Below are 19,659 nucleotides of genomic sequence, written 5' to 3'. Positions count from 1 at the left end.
CGACGGTTGCCCCACAACCAGCGCCCCGGAGATCCACACGGATCGCCGGGGCTTTCTCTTTAATTCCGGTTGCTTCCCGGCTTCTCCTCCTCCCTCAGATTGCATAGGGGTTGTGGGGGTTTGACCGACGGCGTCCGGGCATAAAGAGTGGCCCCCGCTCCCGAAGGAGCAAGGGCCACTCTCAGCTATATGAGGGTGCCGCTACGGGCGATTCCTCACTGCTCGTTCTTACGGCGGCGCGTCACGAGCGCCACACCACCCGCGATGAGGGAGGCGGCAGCAGCCATGAGGCCGCCGGTCTCCGCACCGGTACGCGGCAGGTGCCCGTTGTTGCTGTGCGACGGCTTCGCGGGAACCACCTTCACCGGCTCCTGCTTGCCCCCCGCGGGCGCCTCCGGGCCATTGTGGGTCGTCGGATCGGTGCCCTGAGCGATTTCCTTGCCATCGTGCACGTCGTCACCATCGGTGTCGGCGCTGTTCGGATCCGTGGGGCGGTTGCCGAACTTGTCGTTCTTGGCCCCCGAAACCTCGTCACCGTCGTTGATGCCGTCACCGTCGGTGTCAGCCTTCGTCGGATCGGTCGGTTTGTTGCCGAAGTCCTTGTTCTTCTCACCCGAAACTTCGTCACCGTCATTGAGGCCGTCACCATCGGTATCAGCCTTGTTCGGATCGGTGCCGTGCTCCTTCTCCTTGGCATCGGTCAGGCCATCACCATCGGAGTCCTTATCGCCCTCCGCAGGAGTATCAGCCTTGTTCGGGTCGGTGCCGTTGGTGATCTCGTCACCATCGTTCACACCGTCACCATCGGTGTCAGCCTTCTTCGGATCAGTCGGGTCACCCTTACCGTCACCGTCGAAGTCCTTGTTCTTCTCACCCGAAACTTCGTCACCGTCATTGAGGCCGTCACCATCGGTATCAGCCTTGTTCGGATCCGTGCCGTGCTCCTTCTCCTTGGCATCGGTCAGGCCGTCACCATCGGTATCAGCCTTGTTCGGGTCGGTGCCGTTGGTGATCTCGTCACCATCGTTCACACCGTCACCATCGGTGTCAGCCTTCTTCGGATCGGTCGGTTTGTTGCCGAAGTCCTTGTTCTTCTCACCCGAGACCTCGTCACCGTCATTGAGGCCGTCACCATCGGTATCAGCCTTGTTCGGATCGGTGCCGAGTTCCTTCTCCTTGGCATCGGTCAGGCCATCACCATCGGAGTCCTTATCGCCCTCCGCAGGAGTATCAGCCTTGTTCGGGTCGGTGCCGTTGGTGATCTCGTCACCATCGTTCACACCGTCACCATCGGTGTCAGCCTTCTTCGGATCGGTCGGTTTGTTGCCGAAGTCCTTGTTCTTCTCACCCGAGACCTCGTCACCGTCATTGAGGCCGTCACCATCGGTATCAGCCTTGTTCGGATCGGTGCCGAGTTCCTTCTCCTTGGCATCGGTCAGGCCATCACCATCGGAGTCCTTATCGCCCTCCGCAGGAGTATCAGCCTTGTTCGGGTCGGTGCCGTTGGTGATCTCGTCACCATCGTTCACACCGTCACCATCGGTGTCAGCCTTCTTCGGATCGGTCGGTTTGTTGCCGAAGTCCTTGTTCTTCTCACCCGAGACCTCGTCACCGTCATTGAGGCCGTCACCATCGGTATCAGCCTTGTTCGGATCCGTGCCGAGTTCCTTCTCCTTGGCATCGGTCAGGCCGTCACCATCGGTATCAGCCTTGTTCGGGTCGGTGCCGTTGGTGATCTCGTCACCATCGTTCACACCGTCACCATCGGTGTCAGCCTTCTTCGGATCGGTCGGTTTGTTGCCGAAGTCCTTGTTCTTCTCACCCGAGACCTCGTCACCGTCATTGAGGCCGTCACCATCGGTATCAGCCTTCTTCGGATCGGTCGGTTTGTTGCCGAAGTCCTTGTTCTTCTCACCCGAGACCTCGTCACCGTCATTGAGGCCGTCACCATCGGTATCAGCCTTGTTCGGATCGGTGCCGAGTTCCTTCTCCTTGGCATCGGTCAGGCCATCACCATCGGAGTCCTTATCGCCCTCCGCAGGAGTATCAGCCTTGTTCGGGTCGGTGCCGTTGGTGATCTCGTCACCATCGTTCACACCGTCACCATCGGTGTCAGCCTTCTTCGGATCAGTCGGGTCACCCTTACCGTCACCGTCGAAGTCCTTGTTCTTCTCACCCGAGACCTCGTCACCGTCATTGAGGCCGTCACCATCGGTATCAGCCTTGTTCGGATCGGTGCCGAGTTCCTTCTCCTTGGCATCGGTCAGGCCATCACCATCGGAGTCCTTATCGCCCTCCGCAGGAGTATCAGCCTTGTTCGGGTCGGTGCCGTTGGTGATCTCGTCACCATCGTTCACACCGTCACCATCGGTGTCAGCCTTCTTCGGATCGGTCGGTTTGTTGCCGAAGTCCTTGTTCTTCTCACCCGAGACCTCGTCACCGTCATTGAGGCCGTCACCATCGGTATCAGCCTTGTTCGGATCGGTGCCGAGTTCCTTCTCCTTGGCATCGGTCAGGCCGTCACCATCGGTATCAGCCTTGTTCGGGTCGGTGCCGTTGGTGATCTCGTCACCATCGTTCACACCGTCACCGTCGGTGTCAGCCTTCGTCGGATCGGTCGGTTTGTTGCCGAAGTCCTTGTTCTTCTCACCCGAAACTTCGTCACCGTCATTGAGGCCGTCACCATCGGTATCAGCCTTGTTCGGATCGGTGCCGTGCTCCTTCTCCTTGGCATCGGTCAGGCCATCACCATCGGAGTCCTTATCGCCCTCCGCAGGAGTATCAGCCTTGTTCGGGTCGGTGCCGTTGGTGATCTCGTCACCATCGTTCACACCGTCACCATCGGTGTCAGCCTTCTTCGGATCAGTCGGGTCACCCTTACCGTCACCGTCGAAGTCCTTGTTCTTCTCACCCGAAACTTCGTCACCGTCATTGAGGCCGTCACCATCGGTATCAGCCTTGTTCGGATCCGTGCCGTGCTCCTTCTCCTTGGCATCGGTCAGGCCGTCACCATCGGTATCAGCCTTGTTCGGGTCGGTGCCGTTGGTGATCTCGTCACCATCGTTCACACCGTCACCATCGGTGTCAGCCTTCTTCGGATCGGTCGGTTTGTTGCCGAAGTCCTTGTTCTTCTCACCCGAGACCTCGTCACCGTCATTGAGGCCGTCACCATCGGTATCAGCCTTGTTCGGATCGGTGCCGAGTTCCTTCTCCTTGGCATCGGTCAGGCCATCACCATCGGAGTCCTTATCGCCCTCCGCAGGAGTATCAGCCTTGTTCGGGTCGGTGCCGTTGGTGATCTCGTCACCATCGTTCACACCGTCACCATCGGTGTCAGCCTTCTTCGGATCGGTCGGTTTGTTGCCGAAGTCCTTGTTCTTCTCACCCGAGACCTCGTCACCGTCATTGAGGCCGTCACCATCGGTATCAGCCTTGTTCGGATCGGTGCCGAGTTCCTTCTCCTTGGCATCGGTCAGGCCATCACCATCGGAGTCCTTATCGCCCTCCGCAGGAGTATCAGCCTTGTTCGGGTCGGTGCCGTTGGTGATCTCGTCACCATCGTTCACACCGTCACCATCGGTGTCAGCCTTCTTCGGATCAGTCGGGTCACCCTTACCGTCACCGTCGAAGTCCTTGTTCTTCTCACCCGAAACCTCGTCACCGTCATTGACGCCGTCACCATCGGTATCAGCCTTGTTCGGATCCGTGCCAAGCTCCTTCTCCTTGGCATCGCTCAGACCGTCACCGTCGGTGTCCTTGTCTTGGTTTTCGACAGTTACGGTGATGGTGTCGATGACTTTGCCGTCAGGAGCGACAACGGGCACGGTGATCGTGTCGCCAGGCTTCGCCGTGTCGTTCGGCGTCACCGTGATGCTGCCATCGTCGTTAAGCGTGGCGGTTCCGGGACCTTCCACGGTGCCGATCTTGGTGCCGTCGACTACCGGGCCACCGTCGTTCTTGATGGTAACTGCGGTCTTCTCGGGGGTCTTGGCACTGTCAGCCCAGCGTGGATCGTTGTCGACGATGAACGAATCGGCGGCTACTGCGTTGGTATCGGCGTAGAGGGTTGCACGCACAATTTCACCGGAGGGCATACCCTCCGGAACGGTGAAGGTGCATTTTTCGGCCTCAGTCATGCTCGTGAGGTTGTCACAAGTCTTGAGGACCTTACCCTTGGAGTCGGTCCACACAATCTTGTTCTTGAGCGGGGAGAGCGCCACACCGTCGAGCTTGATCTCAGCAGTGTCCCCCACCTTCGCCGGGTTGGCGATGGTGTCGAAGTTCGGAATGTCGAGCTTCATCTGGGTCGTGGGGATGATGGCGAAGTTCACGTTGTAGGTGTTGCCGAGACCGCCCTTGAGGGACGCTGCCTGGGCAGCCCAGTTGGTCTTCTCGTTGCTGCGGTACTCCGGGTTGATCCACGACGAATAGGTTTGGAGCTTCTCACCCTTGTCATTCTCGACAAACATGTAGAAGCCCTTGTCCTTCGTGACTGCACCTTGCGCGATCGCACCTTTGGGCACGCGGACCGTGTAGCGGCCGTTGGCGTCCGTAGTGGCGTAGCGCGTAAACGCGATGTACTCGGGGTGGTCAGTGAGAAGCCTCTTGGTCGCGGCCGCCTTCTTCGAGTCGTCGAGGCTTGCCACTTGGTCGTTATAGGCAGCGATGCCTTCGTCGGTGAGCTTCGAGATAACGACGCGGTAGCCCTTGGCGTCCGGATCGGCATCACCGTTGTTCACGGGGCCGGTCGCCGAGTTGGCACGGTCACCGGCGCCCGTCTCAAGCCACACCTGACCGGAAATCGAGGACTTATCCGCTTCGGTGAAACCGGTCACGAGGGCCGGATTGGCGATCGGACCTGCCGTGTCCTCTACCCACTCACTGCGCGGGCGGGTCATGTAGCCCTCGGCGCGCTCAGCCATGAGAACGCCGGTCTTCTGCATGTTGGTGCCGATAAGCGGGAACTGGCCCAGGTTAGAGTCGGTAACCGAGTTCACAAACGAGCCGGGGAAGAAGCCACCATTTTGGCGGATCATCGTCACGGTGTTGCCAGTTTCGGGATCCTTGTATTCGGGGATCCAAAGACGGTAGTACTGACCGGCAGATGCGGTGTAGGCGTGGCGTTTGCCGGAGTGATCCTTCCAGCCCGCCACGACCTTACCCTTGGCGTCCTTTTCAAGCTCGCCCTTCTCGTTGACGCGAAGGTCGAACGCGTAGGAGCCACCTGCAACGCCGTCACCGTTGGTATCAACCGCGCTCGTGGTCTTCGCCGTGTAGACGGGCGACACCGCTCCATCCTTGTCGAACCAGCGCAGGTACACGGTGGTGCCGTCGGGAACGGGGAAGTTGTTGCTCTGGAACGTCGACGGGTTGCCGTTGTTGTTGACAACCTGGGCCGTACCAGAAAGAACACCACGCGCGTTGGTGGTGTCGACCGTCTTGCTGATGTAACCGCTCTCGATGGCGTCGGCGTTGATCGGAGTGAGCGGCGAGGTCGAATCTGCGGCGGAAGCAGCGGACACAAACGGCGTGTCGAACGCGCCAGCGCCAGCCACGCTCGCGGTGCCGAGAATCGCGCCGACGGCGAGAGCTGCGGCCCCGCGGCGCCACAGCGGCGTTGTTGCGGCGGTCGCACGGTGGGTGTTCCGCGCACGGAAAGCATCAAAAACCATGAGTGTTCCTATCAATAAGCATTGAGGGGTTACGGAGCGCTCAAGCGCATGAACATACGCAAGGGCGCTCCATGAATGAAACACTAACACCGCGCTCACAGTTGAGTAAGCCACCATAATTCCGGTCCATAACTTACCGCTTCCTCATCTCCCCCAATCCGCAACTCTCGCCCACACCCATGAACAGGTGTGACGCGGCTTTTCCCACCCGTCCGTAAGCTACTACTGAGTTATTGGGGCTATTCCACATTCACAGCCTCCGGCACAGTCGTTACAAGATTGTTATGCCAGTGTTAGGCAAGCCATGACCACTCATGCGCCAGGCCCTCACACGCGCCCAACGGTCCTTAAAAACTGACGCCCCCAACGCCAGGCATGTCATTGGAGGAATGCCGGGGGTGAGGGGCGTCAATCAGAGATGGCGAGAGGGCTAACGCCGGCGGCGCTTCTTCGTGGTCCCGAACAGCGAACGCGTAATCTCACGCCCAAGCACCGTCCCCGCCGAACGGAAGAAGCTCTTCACCGCACTATTGCTCGCGATCTTCTCCACGAAACCGGGCTCGTTTTTCGCGGGCGTCGAGTCGGCAGCGTCATTCTCGCTCGCCCTGGGCTTCTCGGTTCCGACGGTTGCCGGGGAAGCGTCGGACTCCTTCTCGCCCACCTGACCACCTTCCGCGCGAGCCTTGAGGATCTCGTAGGCGCTCTCGCGGTCCACGACGTTCCCGTACTGGCCTGCGAGGGTGCTCGCGGCGACGATCCGGTCCACCTCCGCCTCGGGCGCGGGATCCATCGAGGATTCGGGGGCGCGCATCGCGGTGTAGGCGACGGGGCTCGGGGCGCCCTTTTCGTTCATGACGGTCACGACCGCTTCGCCGGTCCCAAGCGAGGTGAGGAGCTTTTCGAGGTCGTATTCGGTCGTGGGGTAGGTGGCAACGGCCTTTTTGATGGCCTTCGCGTCGTCGGGGGTGAAGGCGCGCAGCGCATGCTGAACGCGGTTGCCGAGCTGCGCGAGCACATCGGCGGGAATGTCTTTGGGCGATTGGGTGATGAAGAAGACGCCCACGCCCTTGGAGCGAATAAGCCGAACCGTTTGAATGACCTGGTCAATGAACGCGTTCGAGGCGCCCTTGAAGAGGAGGTGCGCTTCGTCAAGGAAGAACACCAGTTTCGGCTGCGGAAGATCGCCCACTTCGGGCAGTACCTGATACAGCTCGGCAAGCATCCACATCATGAAGGTCGAAAAGAGCTCCGGTCGTTCGGCAACGCCCGGAAGTTCAAGGCACGAGATCATCCCGCGGCCGTCGGAATCCTTCCGCAGGAAGTCCTCGACGTTGAACGCGGGCTCGCCAAAGAAGGCATCGGCGCCGGAGTTTTCGAACTGGGTGAGGTTGCGCAGAATGACGCCGGCGGTCGCGGTGGAAATCCCACCGATGCTCTTGAGCTCATCCTTGCCGTCGGTCGTGAGGTATTGAATGAGGGCGCGCAGATCCTTGAGGTCGAGGAGCGCGAGACCGCTCTGGTCGGCGTAGTGGAAGATGAGGGAGAGCGAGGATTCTTGCGTGTCGTTGAGGCCAAGAACCTTCGAAAGGAGTACCGGGCCGAATTCCGTGACCGTCGTGCGGATCGGCACTCCTTTGCCATGGCCACCGAGTGAGAAAAATTCGGTGGTACCGGCACGGGAGACCCATTCTTGGCCGCGGGCTTTCGCGCGCGCGGTAAGTTTTTCCGACGCCTGCCCAGCAACGGCGATTCCGGAAAGGTCACCCTTCATATCCGCCACGAAAACGGGGGTTCCTGCCGCCGCAATTTGCTCCGCAATGAGCTGAAGAGTTTTCGTTTTACCGGTACCGGTGGCGCCCGCGATCAAACCGTGCCGGTTCAGCATTCCGAGCGGCATGTAGAGCGGGGCCTTAGGATTCGGTTCACCGCTCTCGACCACCGCACCGAGGTGGATGCGCGGCTCAGCAAAGTTGTAGGCGGCAACGAGGTCGCTCGTCGCAGGCGCGTTGTGGGGCTGGGCGGTGTCGGCCATGGTGCGAAACTCCTTGCGGTTGCGATCTACAGGTCGAGGCATCCCGATTCGTCAAGATCGTAGAAGATCGGCAGAGCCTCGGCGAGATCCACATTTCGATTGACAGCAATAGCGTAGACGCTCCGCAAGGTCGCCACGGCCCGCGAAACGTGAATCGCCGCGGCATCGCGCGCGCGTTCCGCTCCGAGGGTCGGCGAAAGACGCTGCGCGAGAACATCCCTGAGCTGCATGCTCACCTCTTTGTTGCGGTTAGCGACGATCTGAATCAGCTGCGGCTCACGCATCATCACGTGCTTCTTGAGGTTGCGGCTCTCGCTGCGCATCGACGCGTCCTTGACATGCGCCTCGATCAGAACACGCATGGAATCACGCGCGGCCTCCTCAGCGGGCCTCTCCTCGAGCATGCCCACAAACGTCCTCACGTTCTCGGTATCCACACCGAGCACGACCGCCTCTTTCGTGCCCCAATAGTTGAACAGCGTGCGCGGTGAAACGCCCGCCCGCTCGGCGATCTGATCAACCGTGACCTGCGCAAAACCGTGCTCGGCCACGAGCTCAAGCGCCGCGAGGTGCATCGCCTCGCGCGATTCGCGTTTCTTCCGCTCGCGTAAGCCCTCGTGGCACGCTGGAGCGTCCAACGGTTTCCCGTTGTCAGTTGCGGCCGTATCGCTCACGTCGATCACCTTTTCATCGTAGGGAGGGAGGGCGGGGCCGCCCGAGCAATTTCGGCCCGGGCGGCCCCACGCAGTTCCTCACGTGTTAGTTGGTGCTGCGCAGCTCGGTGTGGCGGATGAACAGCGAGAGCACGAGGGCGACAATCGCGAACGGGGCAGCCGTCATGAACACGACGTGCATGGCATCGCCCATGCCGTGACGGATCGCCTCGACAATCGGGGCGGGGATCCCCTTGAGCTTCGACGGATCAAGGATCGCGGAGGCGCCACCGCCGGAGTCCCCACCGAATTTGCCCATGGCTGCGGCAGCCTGCGGCGGGAGCTGCGCCTGAATCTTCGGCATGAGATTAGCGCTCATGACGGAGCCGAGAACGGCGGTGCCGATTGTCGAGCCAACATTGCGGAAGAACTGCACGGCTGACGTGGCGACGCCGAGTTCTTCACGGGGCACAGCGTTCTGCACGATGAGGGTGTAGGTCTGCATGCACATCCCGAGCCCCATACCGATCACGATCATGACGAGCGTGAGATGAAGCTGCGTGGACTGCCAGTCGAGGCGGGCGAGCAGGAGGTAGCCGGCGCTCATGATGATGCCGCCCGCGACGAGCAGACCCTTGTACCGGCCCCACTTTGTGATCAGGATGCCCACGACGATCGAGGTGATGATCATGGCAAGGTTGAGCGGAATGAGGATTGCGCCCGAATTCGTGGCGGAGACACCAAGCACGCCCTGCGCGAACACGGGGATGTAAATAATGCCGCCAAACATGGCGACCGCGATCGCGAAGCTTGCGAGGATCGAGAGGGAGACCTGCGAGTCAGCAAGCATGTGCAGCGGGATAAGGGGGTTCTCGGCGCGCATTTCGATCAGCACAAACGCGGCGAGGAACAGCGCCGCCACCACGAACATCGTCATGATGACCGCGGAGTCCCAGTCGTAGGTGTTGCCGCCCCACGACACGGCGAGCAGGCCGATCACGAGGCCCGGCGTGAGCGTGAGCGCCCCGATGAGGTCGAACTTTCCGGCACGCCCCATGTGCGGCAGGCGCATGAACTTCGCGAGGAACACGAGGGCAACGACACCGAGCGGAAGCGTGAGATAGAAAAGGTAGCGCCAACCGAAATTGTCCGTCACCCAGCCGCCAAACAGCGGGCCCGCGATCGAGGACACGCCGAACACGGCGCCCATGATGCCCTGGTATTTGCCGCGCTGGCGCGGCGGAATGATGTCACCAATGATCGTTTGGCTCAGCGGCATGATCGTGCCCATGCCGAGCCCCTGCACGGCGCGGGAGACGACGAGGAACCAGAAGTTCGTGGCCATGCCCGACATTGCCGAGCCGATCATGAACACGACGAGGCCCGCAATGTAGAACTTTTTGCGGCCGTACATGTCCGAGAGTTTGCCGACGACGGGCACCGCGACGGCCGACACAAGCATCGCCGCGGTCGCGATCCAGCTGTAGTGCTCCATGCCTCCGAGCTCGGCGACGATGCGCGGCATCGCGGGGCCGACGATCGTCTGCGAGATCGCGGCAACGAACATGCCGAGCATGAGGCCTAAGAACACGAGTTTGCCGTCGCGGTCAAGGCCGGTGAACTCTACCGGTGCGTCGCCTCGCTCCACGCGGGTCTGGACTGATGTAGACATGATCCCCTTTTCGCCAGTGCACCACCACACAAAACGTGCAGCGACTGCAAATCTTTACCGCCTGCGAGATTATCGTCTATGCCGGCCTCGACCAAGGGGCGCGCGGTGGAACGTGACGGAGGGATCATGGTGGCGCCCCTTACCGCCGACTAGCACCAGCCGAAATTAGCCAACACTGATGCACCTACGGCGACAACCTCCCTTGACGCACCGGCGCACTCCCCTTGAGCCGGCGTAGCACACGTGCTACGTTTGCCGCATGAGCGAAGCACTCGGAATTGACCGTACCCTTCCGCAGCGTGAGCTAAGGAATCAATCCGCGCGCGTGCTACGCGCAGTCGCTGCGGGCGAATCTTTCGTCGTCACGAATCGCGGCGAAGCTGTCGCTCGTCTCGTGCCCATCGACGAACAGGAACCTCGCCTTCCGATCACGCGGCCCGCCTCGAGAATCGGCGGTTGGAGCGACCTCGTCGATTCCCACGTCACGTCCTTTCCGAGCGGTCGCGCGCAGCGAGCATTAGATGACGTGCGGGCGGAACGACTATGACTGTCGCGCCGCGAATCTATGTTGATACTTCCGCGTTGGCGAAGCTACTCCTCGGCGAACCGGATTCCTCCGCGCTCAGTTCTTGGCTCGACGCTTCACAGACCGAACTCGTTTCGAGCGACCTGCTCGAAACTGAGCTGAGGCGGATCGCCGTTCGCGAAGGCGTCGAGCAAAAAGTCGCCACGGCAATCCTCGCCGGGGTTTCACTCGCCACTTTGGATCGCACAGCCTTTCGGAGCGCAGGCCTCTTGCCCGGGAAGCATCTTCGAACCCTCGATGCCCTCCATCTCGAAAGCGCTCTCCGCTTGGGTGCAGCCGCCATGCTGACATACGATCACCGCCTCGCGGAAGCTTGCGAAAGCGTCGGCCTCGAGACCATCGCCCCCTCATAGTCGCCGAGCCCGCACATCTTCCCGTCGAAATTCGGGAGGGCTCGGCACCCAGCCCGCCGCCATTAAACGACAAGACTCGGTCCCGAGCCTCATCGGCCCGGGCCCGAGTCCCGCACGACGCAGATCGCGAGAAGCTAGGCGCGGTCAGCGCGGCGGCGCGCGACGAGCACGCCACCTGCAGCGACCATCGCGAAGGCCACCCCCGCAACACCAAGCGACTCAGCACCCGTACGCGGAAGCGCCGACACACGCGAACCGCGCGAGGTAGCCGAACCGGAAACATCCTGGCCCCTGCCGCCAGCAGGCGCCGGAACGCCCTCGGTATCGCCGGGAGCGGAGGTACCGTCGGAATCATCCTGGCCGGACCCATCCGCCGGGGCCTCTTCGGTACCGTTCCCGGTATCGGGCGCTACAGCGCTCTGATCGAACGCGAGAACAACATAGCCGGTCGTGGCGCCGGCCTTGATCGTGTAAACGTACGAACCAGCCTCGGTGTAGTTCGGGATCGTGATGGTGAACGTGGCCTTGCCGGTCTCGTTGCCATCAAGCGTGTTGTCCACAGGACCACGGCCAAGCTCGTTGCCCTTCTCGTCATACATGATGGCCTCAGTCGGCTTGTCCTCGTCAGCGGTCATGGACAGCGAGCTGAGGCTGATCTCAACCTTGTCGCCAGCCTTGAACGACTCTGCTGAGGCCGCAAAGCCAATGCCGCGCTGCCCCTGATCGACCTTGTAAGGCGAGACCTTCTGGAGCCATGCATTGAACGCGTCGAGGTCAACTTCGGTCGAATCGATGCGGTTCTTGCCCTCACCGAATACGGACGAGAGGAGGTAGGAAGTCGTGGCGACCGTGTAGGTTGTCTTCGCCTCGACCGGCTTACCGTCGAGGCGCACATCCATCACCTTCGAGCCCTCGGGGGAGGTGGGGTTGTAGGTGTAGGAAAGGTTGCGGCTGAAGCCTGCATTCTTGACACGTGGTTTGCCGGAGTCGTCGGTACCGAACTGGGCTTCCACGAGACCGACCAGCTGCGCGCCCGTGATCTCGACCGTGCCGAGGGTGTTGCCGAAAGGCTGCACCGTTCCCGATTCGACAACGGTGATCTTGCCGTCCTGGTTCGGATCAAGGTCAGCACGGGTACCGCCGGCGTTCTGGTAGCCGAGATCGGCGCCCTGCTTCTGGCCCTTGCCCCACGCAAGAAAACCGTCGGCAATCATGTTCACGGCCGTGGATTCGGCGCCCGAGGAGCGGGCCGTAAGGGCCTTGCCCTCGATTTCGGCGAGGGTTTTGTTGGTCTTCTCCGCGTAGGCGGCGGCCTTCGAGTAGATGTCCATGGCCTTCTGATTGGTGGGCGCGTCGGGGGTCTGCTCGATGTCGGCAACCTCGCTCATGGATGCCTCCACACTCACCTCACCGTCCGCAGCGACGGTAATGTCGAAGCGGCCAAGGAGCTTGCCGAAGTTCGCCGGTTGAATCACGGGAGCCCCGCTCGCCGTTGTGAGTTCCGCTTTGCGGTGGCTGTGGCCACCCACCGCGGCATCGACGTTCTCACCGACCTTGGCGGCGATCTCGGCATCGTCGTGTACAAGCGCAATAACGACGTCGGCTTCGCCGTTGGACTCGTCGCCGTCCTTCAGCTGCGCCGCGTACTTATCAACAGCCGCAACCGGGTCCGTGACGGCGAGGCCCTGGTTCGTGAAGGAAGCCACCGCGATGCCCTTCGGGGACGAGATCGGCGCGGTGCCGATGAAACCGACCTTCACGCCCGAGTCCGTGTCGATAATCGTGTACGGCGGGATCGCTTCGGGATCGGCACCGGTAAGGTTCGCGGCAAGATACGGGAAACTCGATTCTTTGTTCAGGCGGGCACCAACGGCCATGTCTTCTTTGTAGCCCTTGTCGAACTCGTGGTTGCCGGCCGAGGACACCTGAAGGCCCATCGCGTTGAGCGCCTCAATGGTGGGTTCGTCCTTCTGCACCGACGAGATGTAGGCGCTGCCGCCCACCGAGTCGCCGTTGGATGCAACGATCGTGTCGCCCGGGTTTTCGGCCTTGATCTGTTCGATCTGGTAGGCGAGGTTCGGGACTCGTTCAAGGTGGCCGTGGAGGTCGGTGAAGGCTGCAACGGTGACAGTCTTCGAACCGTCATCGTTCACGGTCGCGAGCGCGGGTGCGGTCGCGGAAAGGGCAAGGGCGCTGGCTGTGGCCAGGCTCGCGCCTGTCAGCAGGGCACGGCGGGGGAAAAGGCGCATGAATGATCCTCACGGAGATGGGGGCATGGAGTGGGGGAAGCACCCCAAGGCTACTCACCCGGGTTTGCCATTCGGGGTGGGTCCGGTGACGGCTTGGTGAACGTGCGCGTTTTCCCCTGGGCATACGAAAGTGGCGGGGGCTCGGGATCTCTCCCGCTCCCCCGCCACTTGTGTGCGGTGAGCGACGAGGCCTCACAGCCTCATCGGCGCTTCATCAGCGCTGCGAACGCGACTTCCTGCGCAGTGCCAGGACACCCACGCCGCCAAGGACGAGCAGCGCTGCGATGCCTGCCGTCGCGGCGATCTCTGCGCCAGTACGGGGCAGCGGCAGAGGCGACGTGCTCGGCTTCTCGGGCGTACCAGGCTTCTCGGGCGTAGCAGGCTGATCGGGCGTGCCCGGCTTATCAGGCGTACCAGGCTCATCAGGCGTACCAGGCTCAACGCTCGGTCCATCAGTCGGGCCCTCACCCGGTGCAGGCGTCGGGTCATCCGACGGATCCTCACCCGGAGCCGGCGTCGGATCTTCACCCGGAGCAGGCGTCGGATCTTCACCCGGAGCAGGCGTCGGGTCCTCACCCGGAGCAGGCGTCGGATCTTCACCCGGAGCAGGCGTCGGGTCCTCACCCGGAGCAGGCGTCGGGTCCTCACCCGGAGCAGGCGTCGGGTCCTCACCCGGAGCAGGCGTCGGATCCTCACCCGGAGCAGGCGTCGGATCCTCACCCGGAGCAGGCGTCGGATCCTCACCCGGAGCAGGCGTCGGATCCTCACCCGGAGCAGGCGTCGGATCTTCACCCGGAGCAGGCGTCGGGTCCTCACCCGGCGTCGGGTTATCCGTCGGATCGTCCGTCGGAGCCGGGTTCGGGTTATCGCAGTCGCACTTAGTGCCGATGCGAATGATCTGCTTGACCGGCTCCTTCGTGCGCTCGGTGGTCACCTCGGGGTCGCCGGAAGGCTTGCCGTCGACGATCTTCTGCGTCGAGGTCACAACCTCAACACCGTTCTCGCCCTTCTGGTCGATGACCTGCGTACCGGACTCGAGGGTGTCATCGGTGATGATCTCCGTCTCGAACGGAATCGGGCGATCAATCTTCGTCACCACTGAGGTGTCCTTCGCGCGCGGACCGTATTCAACGATGCGCGGCTTCGGGTCCTTGGTCGTGACGTCGGAGCGGGTCGACACGTTGGGGATGCCGCCCTCTTCGATCGTGGCATCGAACTTGACCGTGATGGTCTTTTCGCCGAACTCACCTTCCTGCACAACCTTGACTTCGCCGGGGGCGAGGTCGGGGTTGGGTCGCATGATGGTCTCGTAGCCGACGGCGGTCGTCCACGTGAGCTCATCGGTAGCCTTGCCAGGCTTCGTGCCGACGGTGATCACCTGGTCAACGGGCTGCTCGGTGACCTCTTCGGTGAGCTTCGGCTCGCCAGGAACCGAGTTCACGATCTCTCGCGTGATCGTGACGGTCTTCTTACCCGGCTTACCCTCGGTGGTCACCTTGGACTCGCCAGCAGGCATGTTCGGGTCGTAAACGACCTTCACGCCGAAGGGAACCTCGGTCTCGAAGGACTCGGTGTTCGTGCCAGTCGTCTTGGTACCGATGCGCAGCTTGCGCGGAGTCGGCTCCTTGGTGACGTTCTCGGTCGTTTCCGGATCGCCAACGGCAACGCCGTTCTCCAGCTTCCAGACCTTGGTGACTTCCTTCTCACCGAAAGCGCCAGGCTGATCCTCGACAACCTTACCGGCTTCGAGGTTCGGGTCGGATTCGACGATCGTCTCGAACGGTAGCTGCTCGGTGTGCTTATCGGTCAGCTCCGTCTGTGCCGGGGCGGTTCCAACCTCGATGATCTGCTTGGTCGGCTCGCTGACGGTCTCAGTCGAGTCATCTGTGGTGATCTCACCGTTGTCGGAAGTCACCGTGATGGTGTGCTTGACCTCACCCGGCTTGCCCTCCTGGACAACCTTCGTCTCGCCGGCCTTGAGCTCAGGGTTCTCGCGAACCTCGACCGTGAACGGGGTGCTTTCGGTCCACTCTACGGTCTTGGAGGTGGTGTCACCCTTAGTGCCGACCTTGATGATCTTCTTGACCGGCTCAGCAATGCGCTCGGTGGACGTCGTCGTACCCGTGACCTTCGAGTTTTCAATGGTCTGGGTGGTAGTCACCTTATCCTTGCCCGGCTTGCCCTCCTGGACAGTCTCCTGGGTACCGGCCGGCAGGGAGTCATCGAACTGAATCTCGGTCTCGAACGGAACTTCAACCTCGGACTCAATGGTGTTCGTGCCCTCAGTCTTGGTACCCACGCGGATCACCGCGTTCGTCGGCTCCTTCGTGCGCTCGGTGGTCACCTCGGGGTCGCCCGAAGGCTTGCCGTCGACGATCTTCTGCGTCGAGGTGACAACCTCGGTGCCGTTCTCGCCCTGCTTGTCGACAACCTGCTTGCCGGCCTCGAGTTTGTCGTCGAAGACGATCGTGGTCTCGAACGGCACCGGCTTCTCCGTCTTGGTCACGACGGTGGTGTCTTCGGCTGCCGGGCCGTATTCGATGATCTCCTTGACCGGGTCCTTGGTCTGCTTTTCTTCAGGGGTGACAGTTGCCTGGTCGCCCTTGGCAGTGAAGTCAGCAGTGTAGGTCTTCTCCCCAGGCACGCCCTTCTGGACGACCTTGATCTCACCCGGCTTCAGCTCCGGGTTCGGGCGGGTTTCGACCTCGAACGGAACCTGGGCAGTCCAGATGACCTTCTCGGACGCCTCGGAAGGCTTGGTGCCGACCTTGATGACCTGGTCGACGGGCTCTTCGGTGACCTTCTCCTCCACGGTGGCTTCGCCATCGGGCTGAGAGTTGGTGACCTTCTGGGTCACCGTGGTGGTCTTCTTACCTGGCTTGCCCTCGGTCACAACCTCAGACGTACCGGCAGGCATGTTCGGATCGAACTCGATCTTCACACCGAACGGGACCTCGGACTCGACGGTCTTCTTGGTCTCACCGGCGGTCTTCGTACCTACGCGAATGATCTGCTCGGTTGGTTCCTTGGTGCGCTCAGTTGTCACGGTCGGTTCACCCGAAGGCTTGCCGTCCACGAGCTTCTGAGTCGAGGTCTCTACCTCGGTGCCGAGCTCGCCCTGCTGGTCGATAACCTGCTCACCCTCGGCGAGGGTGCCATCGAAAACGACCTTCGTCGGGAAAGGAATCGGCTTCTCAGTCTTTGTCACGAGCTCGCTGGGGGCCAGGCCCGGACCGTGCTCGATGATGCGTGGCTTCGGCTCCTTAGTGGTTTCCTCTTCGGCCACCTGAGCGTCGCCACCCTCGGCGGTGAACTTGGCGGTGTAGGTCTTCTCGCCGTTCTCACCTTCCTGGACTACCCGGGTTTCACCAGGCTTCAGCTCCGGGTTCTCGCGAACCTCAGTCGGAAAGGGGATCGGAACCTTCCAGGTCACTTCCTTGGCGCTTGCAGCGGGCTTCGTGCCGATGACGACGACTTCGTTCACCGGAGCCTTCGTCTGCTCCCAGCTGCCGTCCTTGTTCTGCTTCTCCGAGCCCGGCTCGCCCTTGGTCTCAACCTTGTACTCGCCGGCAGGGATGGTGTCGTCGTACTTGTATTCGACCTTGAACGGCACCTCGCGGGTGGGAACGTCAATAACGTTCACCACAGCGTAAGCGGTGTCGGTAGAGCCGTCCTCGTAAGTCACAGTAACCGGAATCTTGACCTGATCACCTGGCTTCGCGTCTGCGGGAGCGGTCGCGGTGACCTGGCCGTTGTCGTCAATGATGACCTTCCAACCGGCAGGCACATCACCCAGCTTGTATGGGTTTTCCTTCGCGACGTTGACGTTGTCCGGCTTATCCAGAGCAACCGGCAACTTAGCGGTCTCGCCCGGGTACACGGTCTCTACGGGATAAGAAGGTTCAGCTTCCCAGTTATTAGACAGCTTCACCACGGTGGTGACGGGCACCTTCGGGGTGGAGCCGTCGGGGCGATTCACCGTGACGGAGACGGTCTTCTTGTCGCCCGGCTTCGCATCAGCAGGCGGCGTAGCGGTGACGTCACCAGTCTTGGGATCGATCGTGTACTTCCAGCCGTCGACCTCCTGCTCGGTGACGGGCTGACCGTCCTTGATGCCGAAGGAGAACGTGGAGCCCTTGGGCGCGCCGTCGATCTTGTGCGTTGCCGCGGTGTTCGGGCTTGTCGATTCCACGGAGTAGCTCGGGATAGCACCGTCCGCGATGACCGCGATCGTGCCGGTCACCTTCTGCGGTTTCACGCCATCGGCGTAGTGCGCGAGCACGGGGACGTCGAGGGTGTCGCCCTCTTCGGCGCTCGCGGGGATGGTGGAGGTGAGCTCGCCGGTGTTTTCGTCGATCGTGACGGTCCAGTCACCATTCGTGTAGGTGAGGCTGCCATCTTCAAAGGTGTAGCGGTTCGGGGCAGCGTCATCCGTGCTACCGGTCAGCCCCTCCTCGGGAACACTCACGGGCAGGGAAACCTTGTCACCGTTCGTACCGGTCACCGTCGGGTACTCCGGCACCTTGATGTTCTCCACAACCTGGAACTGCACCTTGATCTCGTCGGTGGTCTGGTCCGGGTAGGTTGCGGTGACCTTCGGGGTAATGACGGTACCGGAAGGCACCGTGTCGTCGGCCTTCGCCGTGACGTTCCCCGTCTCGTCCACCGTCACGGTCCAACCGCTCGGAACGGTCGAGGGATCAACCTCGAATTTCGCCGGCGCGACTGCCTTCTTACCCTTCATGACGGGTTTCGTGGTGATCTGCGAGGTGAGCGACGTGTTCGGCGCCCCCTTCGTCATGCCGGGGTTTACGAGATCCGTGACCTGCGTGTTGTTCGGGTCAATCACGACGAGCAGCGGGATGACGTCCTTCGACCCATTGGAATACGTGACAACCACGCGCGGCTGGGCGAACGTGCCCGGGACGGGGTTCTCAGGGGCGGTCACGGTCACGTTATGCGTGGCGGGGTCAAGTGCAACGTCCCACCCGTCGTAGACGTACGTCTCGTCAAGCGCGACCGTGGCCTCCTGGCCGCCGTCCCCCTTCTTCTTGATGAGGTCAGCGATCTTGTCGGGAACCTGCGTGAAGGTCACCGACTGGCGAGCTTCGGCGAGCGGGCCCTTCGGTCCCTCGACGCCGGAGATGATGGTTGCGTCAGCCTTGTCATACCCCGGATCGTGGTACATCGTGTCATCAAGCGAGAACGGCTTGCTGTCGATCACGTTTGGCGTGTTGTAGCGCTTCAGCGAATTGGACTCTTCAGAGACGACGGCAAACGCTCGGCCGTTATCGCGCTGGAGAGCCGCGTCCTCAAGCTGCTTCACCGTGCGCGGCTTCGCGATCACCGAGAAGTTCACGTTCTGCTGGCCGGCGATCTCGCGCTGCTCCTTCATCTGATCGGCATTGTCCGCATCGCGGTATGCAGGCCACGTGTAGAAAATATCGCCGTTCTCATCCACGCGCAGGAGCTTTTCGCCGCCGCCCGAGGCTGCGGTGTCGCTCGTGCCGAGGAACTTTCCGGTGCCATCATTCGCTTCGACGACGATGCGGGAGAGCGAATCGTCAGCGCCCTCTGCGGGCTTCGGCACGTTGATGTGCCCCACCTTGGTTTCTTCGCCGGGAACGATCACGTGCTTCGTGATGTCCTCCCACGTCACCGTGATCGGGTTACAGTCCACGTTTTCGCTCGGCCACGGGTTCACAGTTGCGCTGACGTCTGGGTAACGGAACAACTGGGTATCGCTATGCGGATTGTCTTGGGAATACCGGGCAGCCCAGAGGTACCTTACGGGCTCCTCTGCGGTCGCCTCCGCATATTGCGCGATCTTCTCAGGCGACAGCTCCGGAGCTATCGTCGCCGTCCAGGGTTGACGACCGATTTTAGCGACGGACAAGACCTCGTCGGCCTTGTCCGTTGGGGGTTCGAAGCCCTTGAGAGGGTTCTGGTCGTTGGGCCCCAGGGCGGGATATTCACCTTTGACCGCGTATTCACCGGCTTTAGCGTTTGTGCCACGCACAACCCAGTCATTGAAGGTGCGATCCTTTGAACCATCGAAGGAGAGCTGCACCCCGAACGACCTTTTGTCGGCGCTAACTTTGCCGGGCTCGTGGATATCCCACGAGAAGCCCGCCTGGCTACCTTCACCTGAAGCGCCTTTAAGCGTACAGGAACCCGCCGGCAGGTCCGAGGCCTTCTGAGCGTCCTCTTCCACGACGCCTTCGCCGTTGGCGCCGCGGATGCCTCCGGTGAGTGTCGCGGCGGCCGCGGGCTGCGGCGCGAAAATACTGTGGGGAAATGCGCCGAGCGCGCCTACCGCGAGCGCGACAGCCGAAAGCGCAGCAACACCGGCGCGCGGCCTCAGCCTGCGGGGTGCCGTACTACGAGAAGAAGCCATTCTTCAATCCTTCTTAGTTGGGGAAAATGCCGCGCTCAGGGGGAA

Annotated in this window: 8 protein-coding genes; 2 read left to right on the top strand and 6 right to left on the bottom strand. The window is 61.7% G+C overall.

The features are described 5' to 3' along the window. Positions 1-215: 215 nt before the first annotated feature. The 4 genes from DAD186_RS01930 to DAD186_RS01915 all read right to left on the bottom strand — a co-directional run bounded on the left by DAD186_RS01930 (position 216) and on the right by DAD186_RS01915 (position 10,029). A complete protein-coding gene (locus tag DAD186_RS01930) occupies positions 216-5,672 on the bottom strand; it encodes an LPXTG cell wall anchor domain-containing protein (RefSeq protein ID WP_065247282.1) in 5,457 nt (1,818 codons plus the stop codon). 430 nt (positions 5,673-6,102) lie between these two features. Beyond that, positions 6,103-7,704 carry a helicase HerA-like domain-containing protein gene (locus DAD186_RS01925; RefSeq protein WP_065247281.1) on the bottom strand — a complete coding sequence of 534 codons (1,602 nt, stop codon included), beginning with the start codon at positions 7,702-7,704 and terminating at the stop codon, positions 6,103-6,105. 26 nt (positions 7,705-7,730) lie between these two features. Beyond that, on the bottom strand, positions 7,731-8,378 hold the full coding sequence (locus DAD186_RS01920; RefSeq protein WP_065248674.1) for a TetR/AcrR family transcriptional regulator: 648 nt from the start codon (positions 8,376-8,378) through the stop codon (positions 7,731-7,733). 85 nt (positions 8,379-8,463) lie between these two features. Further along, entirely contained in the window at positions 8,464-10,029 is a 1,566-nt protein-coding gene (locus tag DAD186_RS01915) for an MDR family MFS transporter (protein WP_065247280.1), read from the bottom strand. A 259-nt stretch (positions 10,030-10,288) separates the two neighbouring features. Between DAD186_RS01915 and DAD186_RS01910 the strand changes: the two genes are divergently transcribed. Both DAD186_RS01910 and DAD186_RS01905 read left to right on the top strand, forming a co-directional pair. Further along, positions 10,289-10,576: a type II toxin-antitoxin system Phd/YefM family antitoxin gene (locus DAD186_RS01910; protein WP_065247279.1), complete on the top strand. Its 288-nt coding sequence runs from the start codon at positions 10,289-10,291 to the stop codon at positions 10,574-10,576. Next, on the top strand, positions 10,573-10,968 hold the full coding sequence (locus DAD186_RS01905; protein ID WP_065247278.1) for a type II toxin-antitoxin system VapC family toxin: 396 nt from the start codon (positions 10,573-10,575) through the stop codon (positions 10,966-10,968). The genes DAD186_RS01910 and DAD186_RS01905 overlap by 4 nt, the downstream gene beginning before the upstream one ends. Positions 10,969-11,102: 134 nt before the next feature. On the opposite strand, the gene DAD186_RS01900 is transcribed toward DAD186_RS01905, so the two are convergent. Together DAD186_RS01900 and DAD186_RS01895 are read right to left on the bottom strand one after the other, a co-directional pair. Continuing rightward, positions 11,103-13,217 (bottom strand): bifunctional metallophosphatase/5'-nucleotidase, encoded by a 2,115-nt coding sequence (locus DAD186_RS01900; protein ID WP_065247277.1) that lies wholly within the window; start codon positions 13,215-13,217, stop codon positions 11,103-11,105. A 214-nt stretch (positions 13,218-13,431) separates the two neighbouring features. Continuing rightward, positions 13,432-19,614 (bottom strand): G5 domain-containing protein, encoded by a 6,183-nt coding sequence (locus DAD186_RS01895; RefSeq protein WP_065247276.1) that lies wholly within the window; start codon positions 19,612-19,614, stop codon positions 13,432-13,434. Positions 19,615-19,659 lie beyond the last annotated feature (45 nt).

It is taken from the genome of Dermabacter vaginalis (assembly GCF_001678905.1).
GTDB lineage: Bacteria > Actinomycetota > Actinomycetes > Actinomycetales > Dermabacteraceae > Dermabacter > Dermabacter vaginalis.
The sequence above is the reverse complement of the archived record's forward strand: the minus strand, read 5'-3'. Positions and strand labels throughout refer to the sequence as shown.

Coding starts and splice junctions, on each gene's coding strand:
- DAD186_RS01910 (WP_065247279.1), top strand. CDS start 10,289: ATGAGCGAAGCACTCGGAATTGACCGTACCCTTCCGCAGCGTGAGCTA.
- DAD186_RS01900 (WP_065247277.1), bottom strand. CDS start 13,217: ATGCGCCTTTTCCCCCGCCGTGCCCTGCTGACAGGCGCGAGCCTGGCC.
- DAD186_RS01895 (WP_065247276.1), bottom strand. CDS start 19,614: ATGGCTTCTTCTCGTAGTACGGCACCCCGCAGGCTGAGGCCGCGCGCC.
- DAD186_RS01925 (WP_065247281.1), bottom strand. CDS start 7,704: ATGGCCGACACCGCCCAGCCCCACAACGCGCCTGCGACGAGCGACCTC.
- DAD186_RS01915 (WP_065247280.1), bottom strand. CDS start 10,029: ATGTCTACATCAGTCCAGACCCGCGTGGAGCGAGGCGACGCACCGGTA.
- DAD186_RS01905 (WP_065247278.1), top strand. CDS start 10,573: ATGACTGTCGCGCCGCGAATCTATGTTGATACTTCCGCGTTGGCGAAG.
- DAD186_RS01930 (WP_065247282.1), bottom strand. CDS start 5,672: ATGGTTTTTGATGCTTTCCGTGCGCGGAACACCCACCGTGCGACCGCC.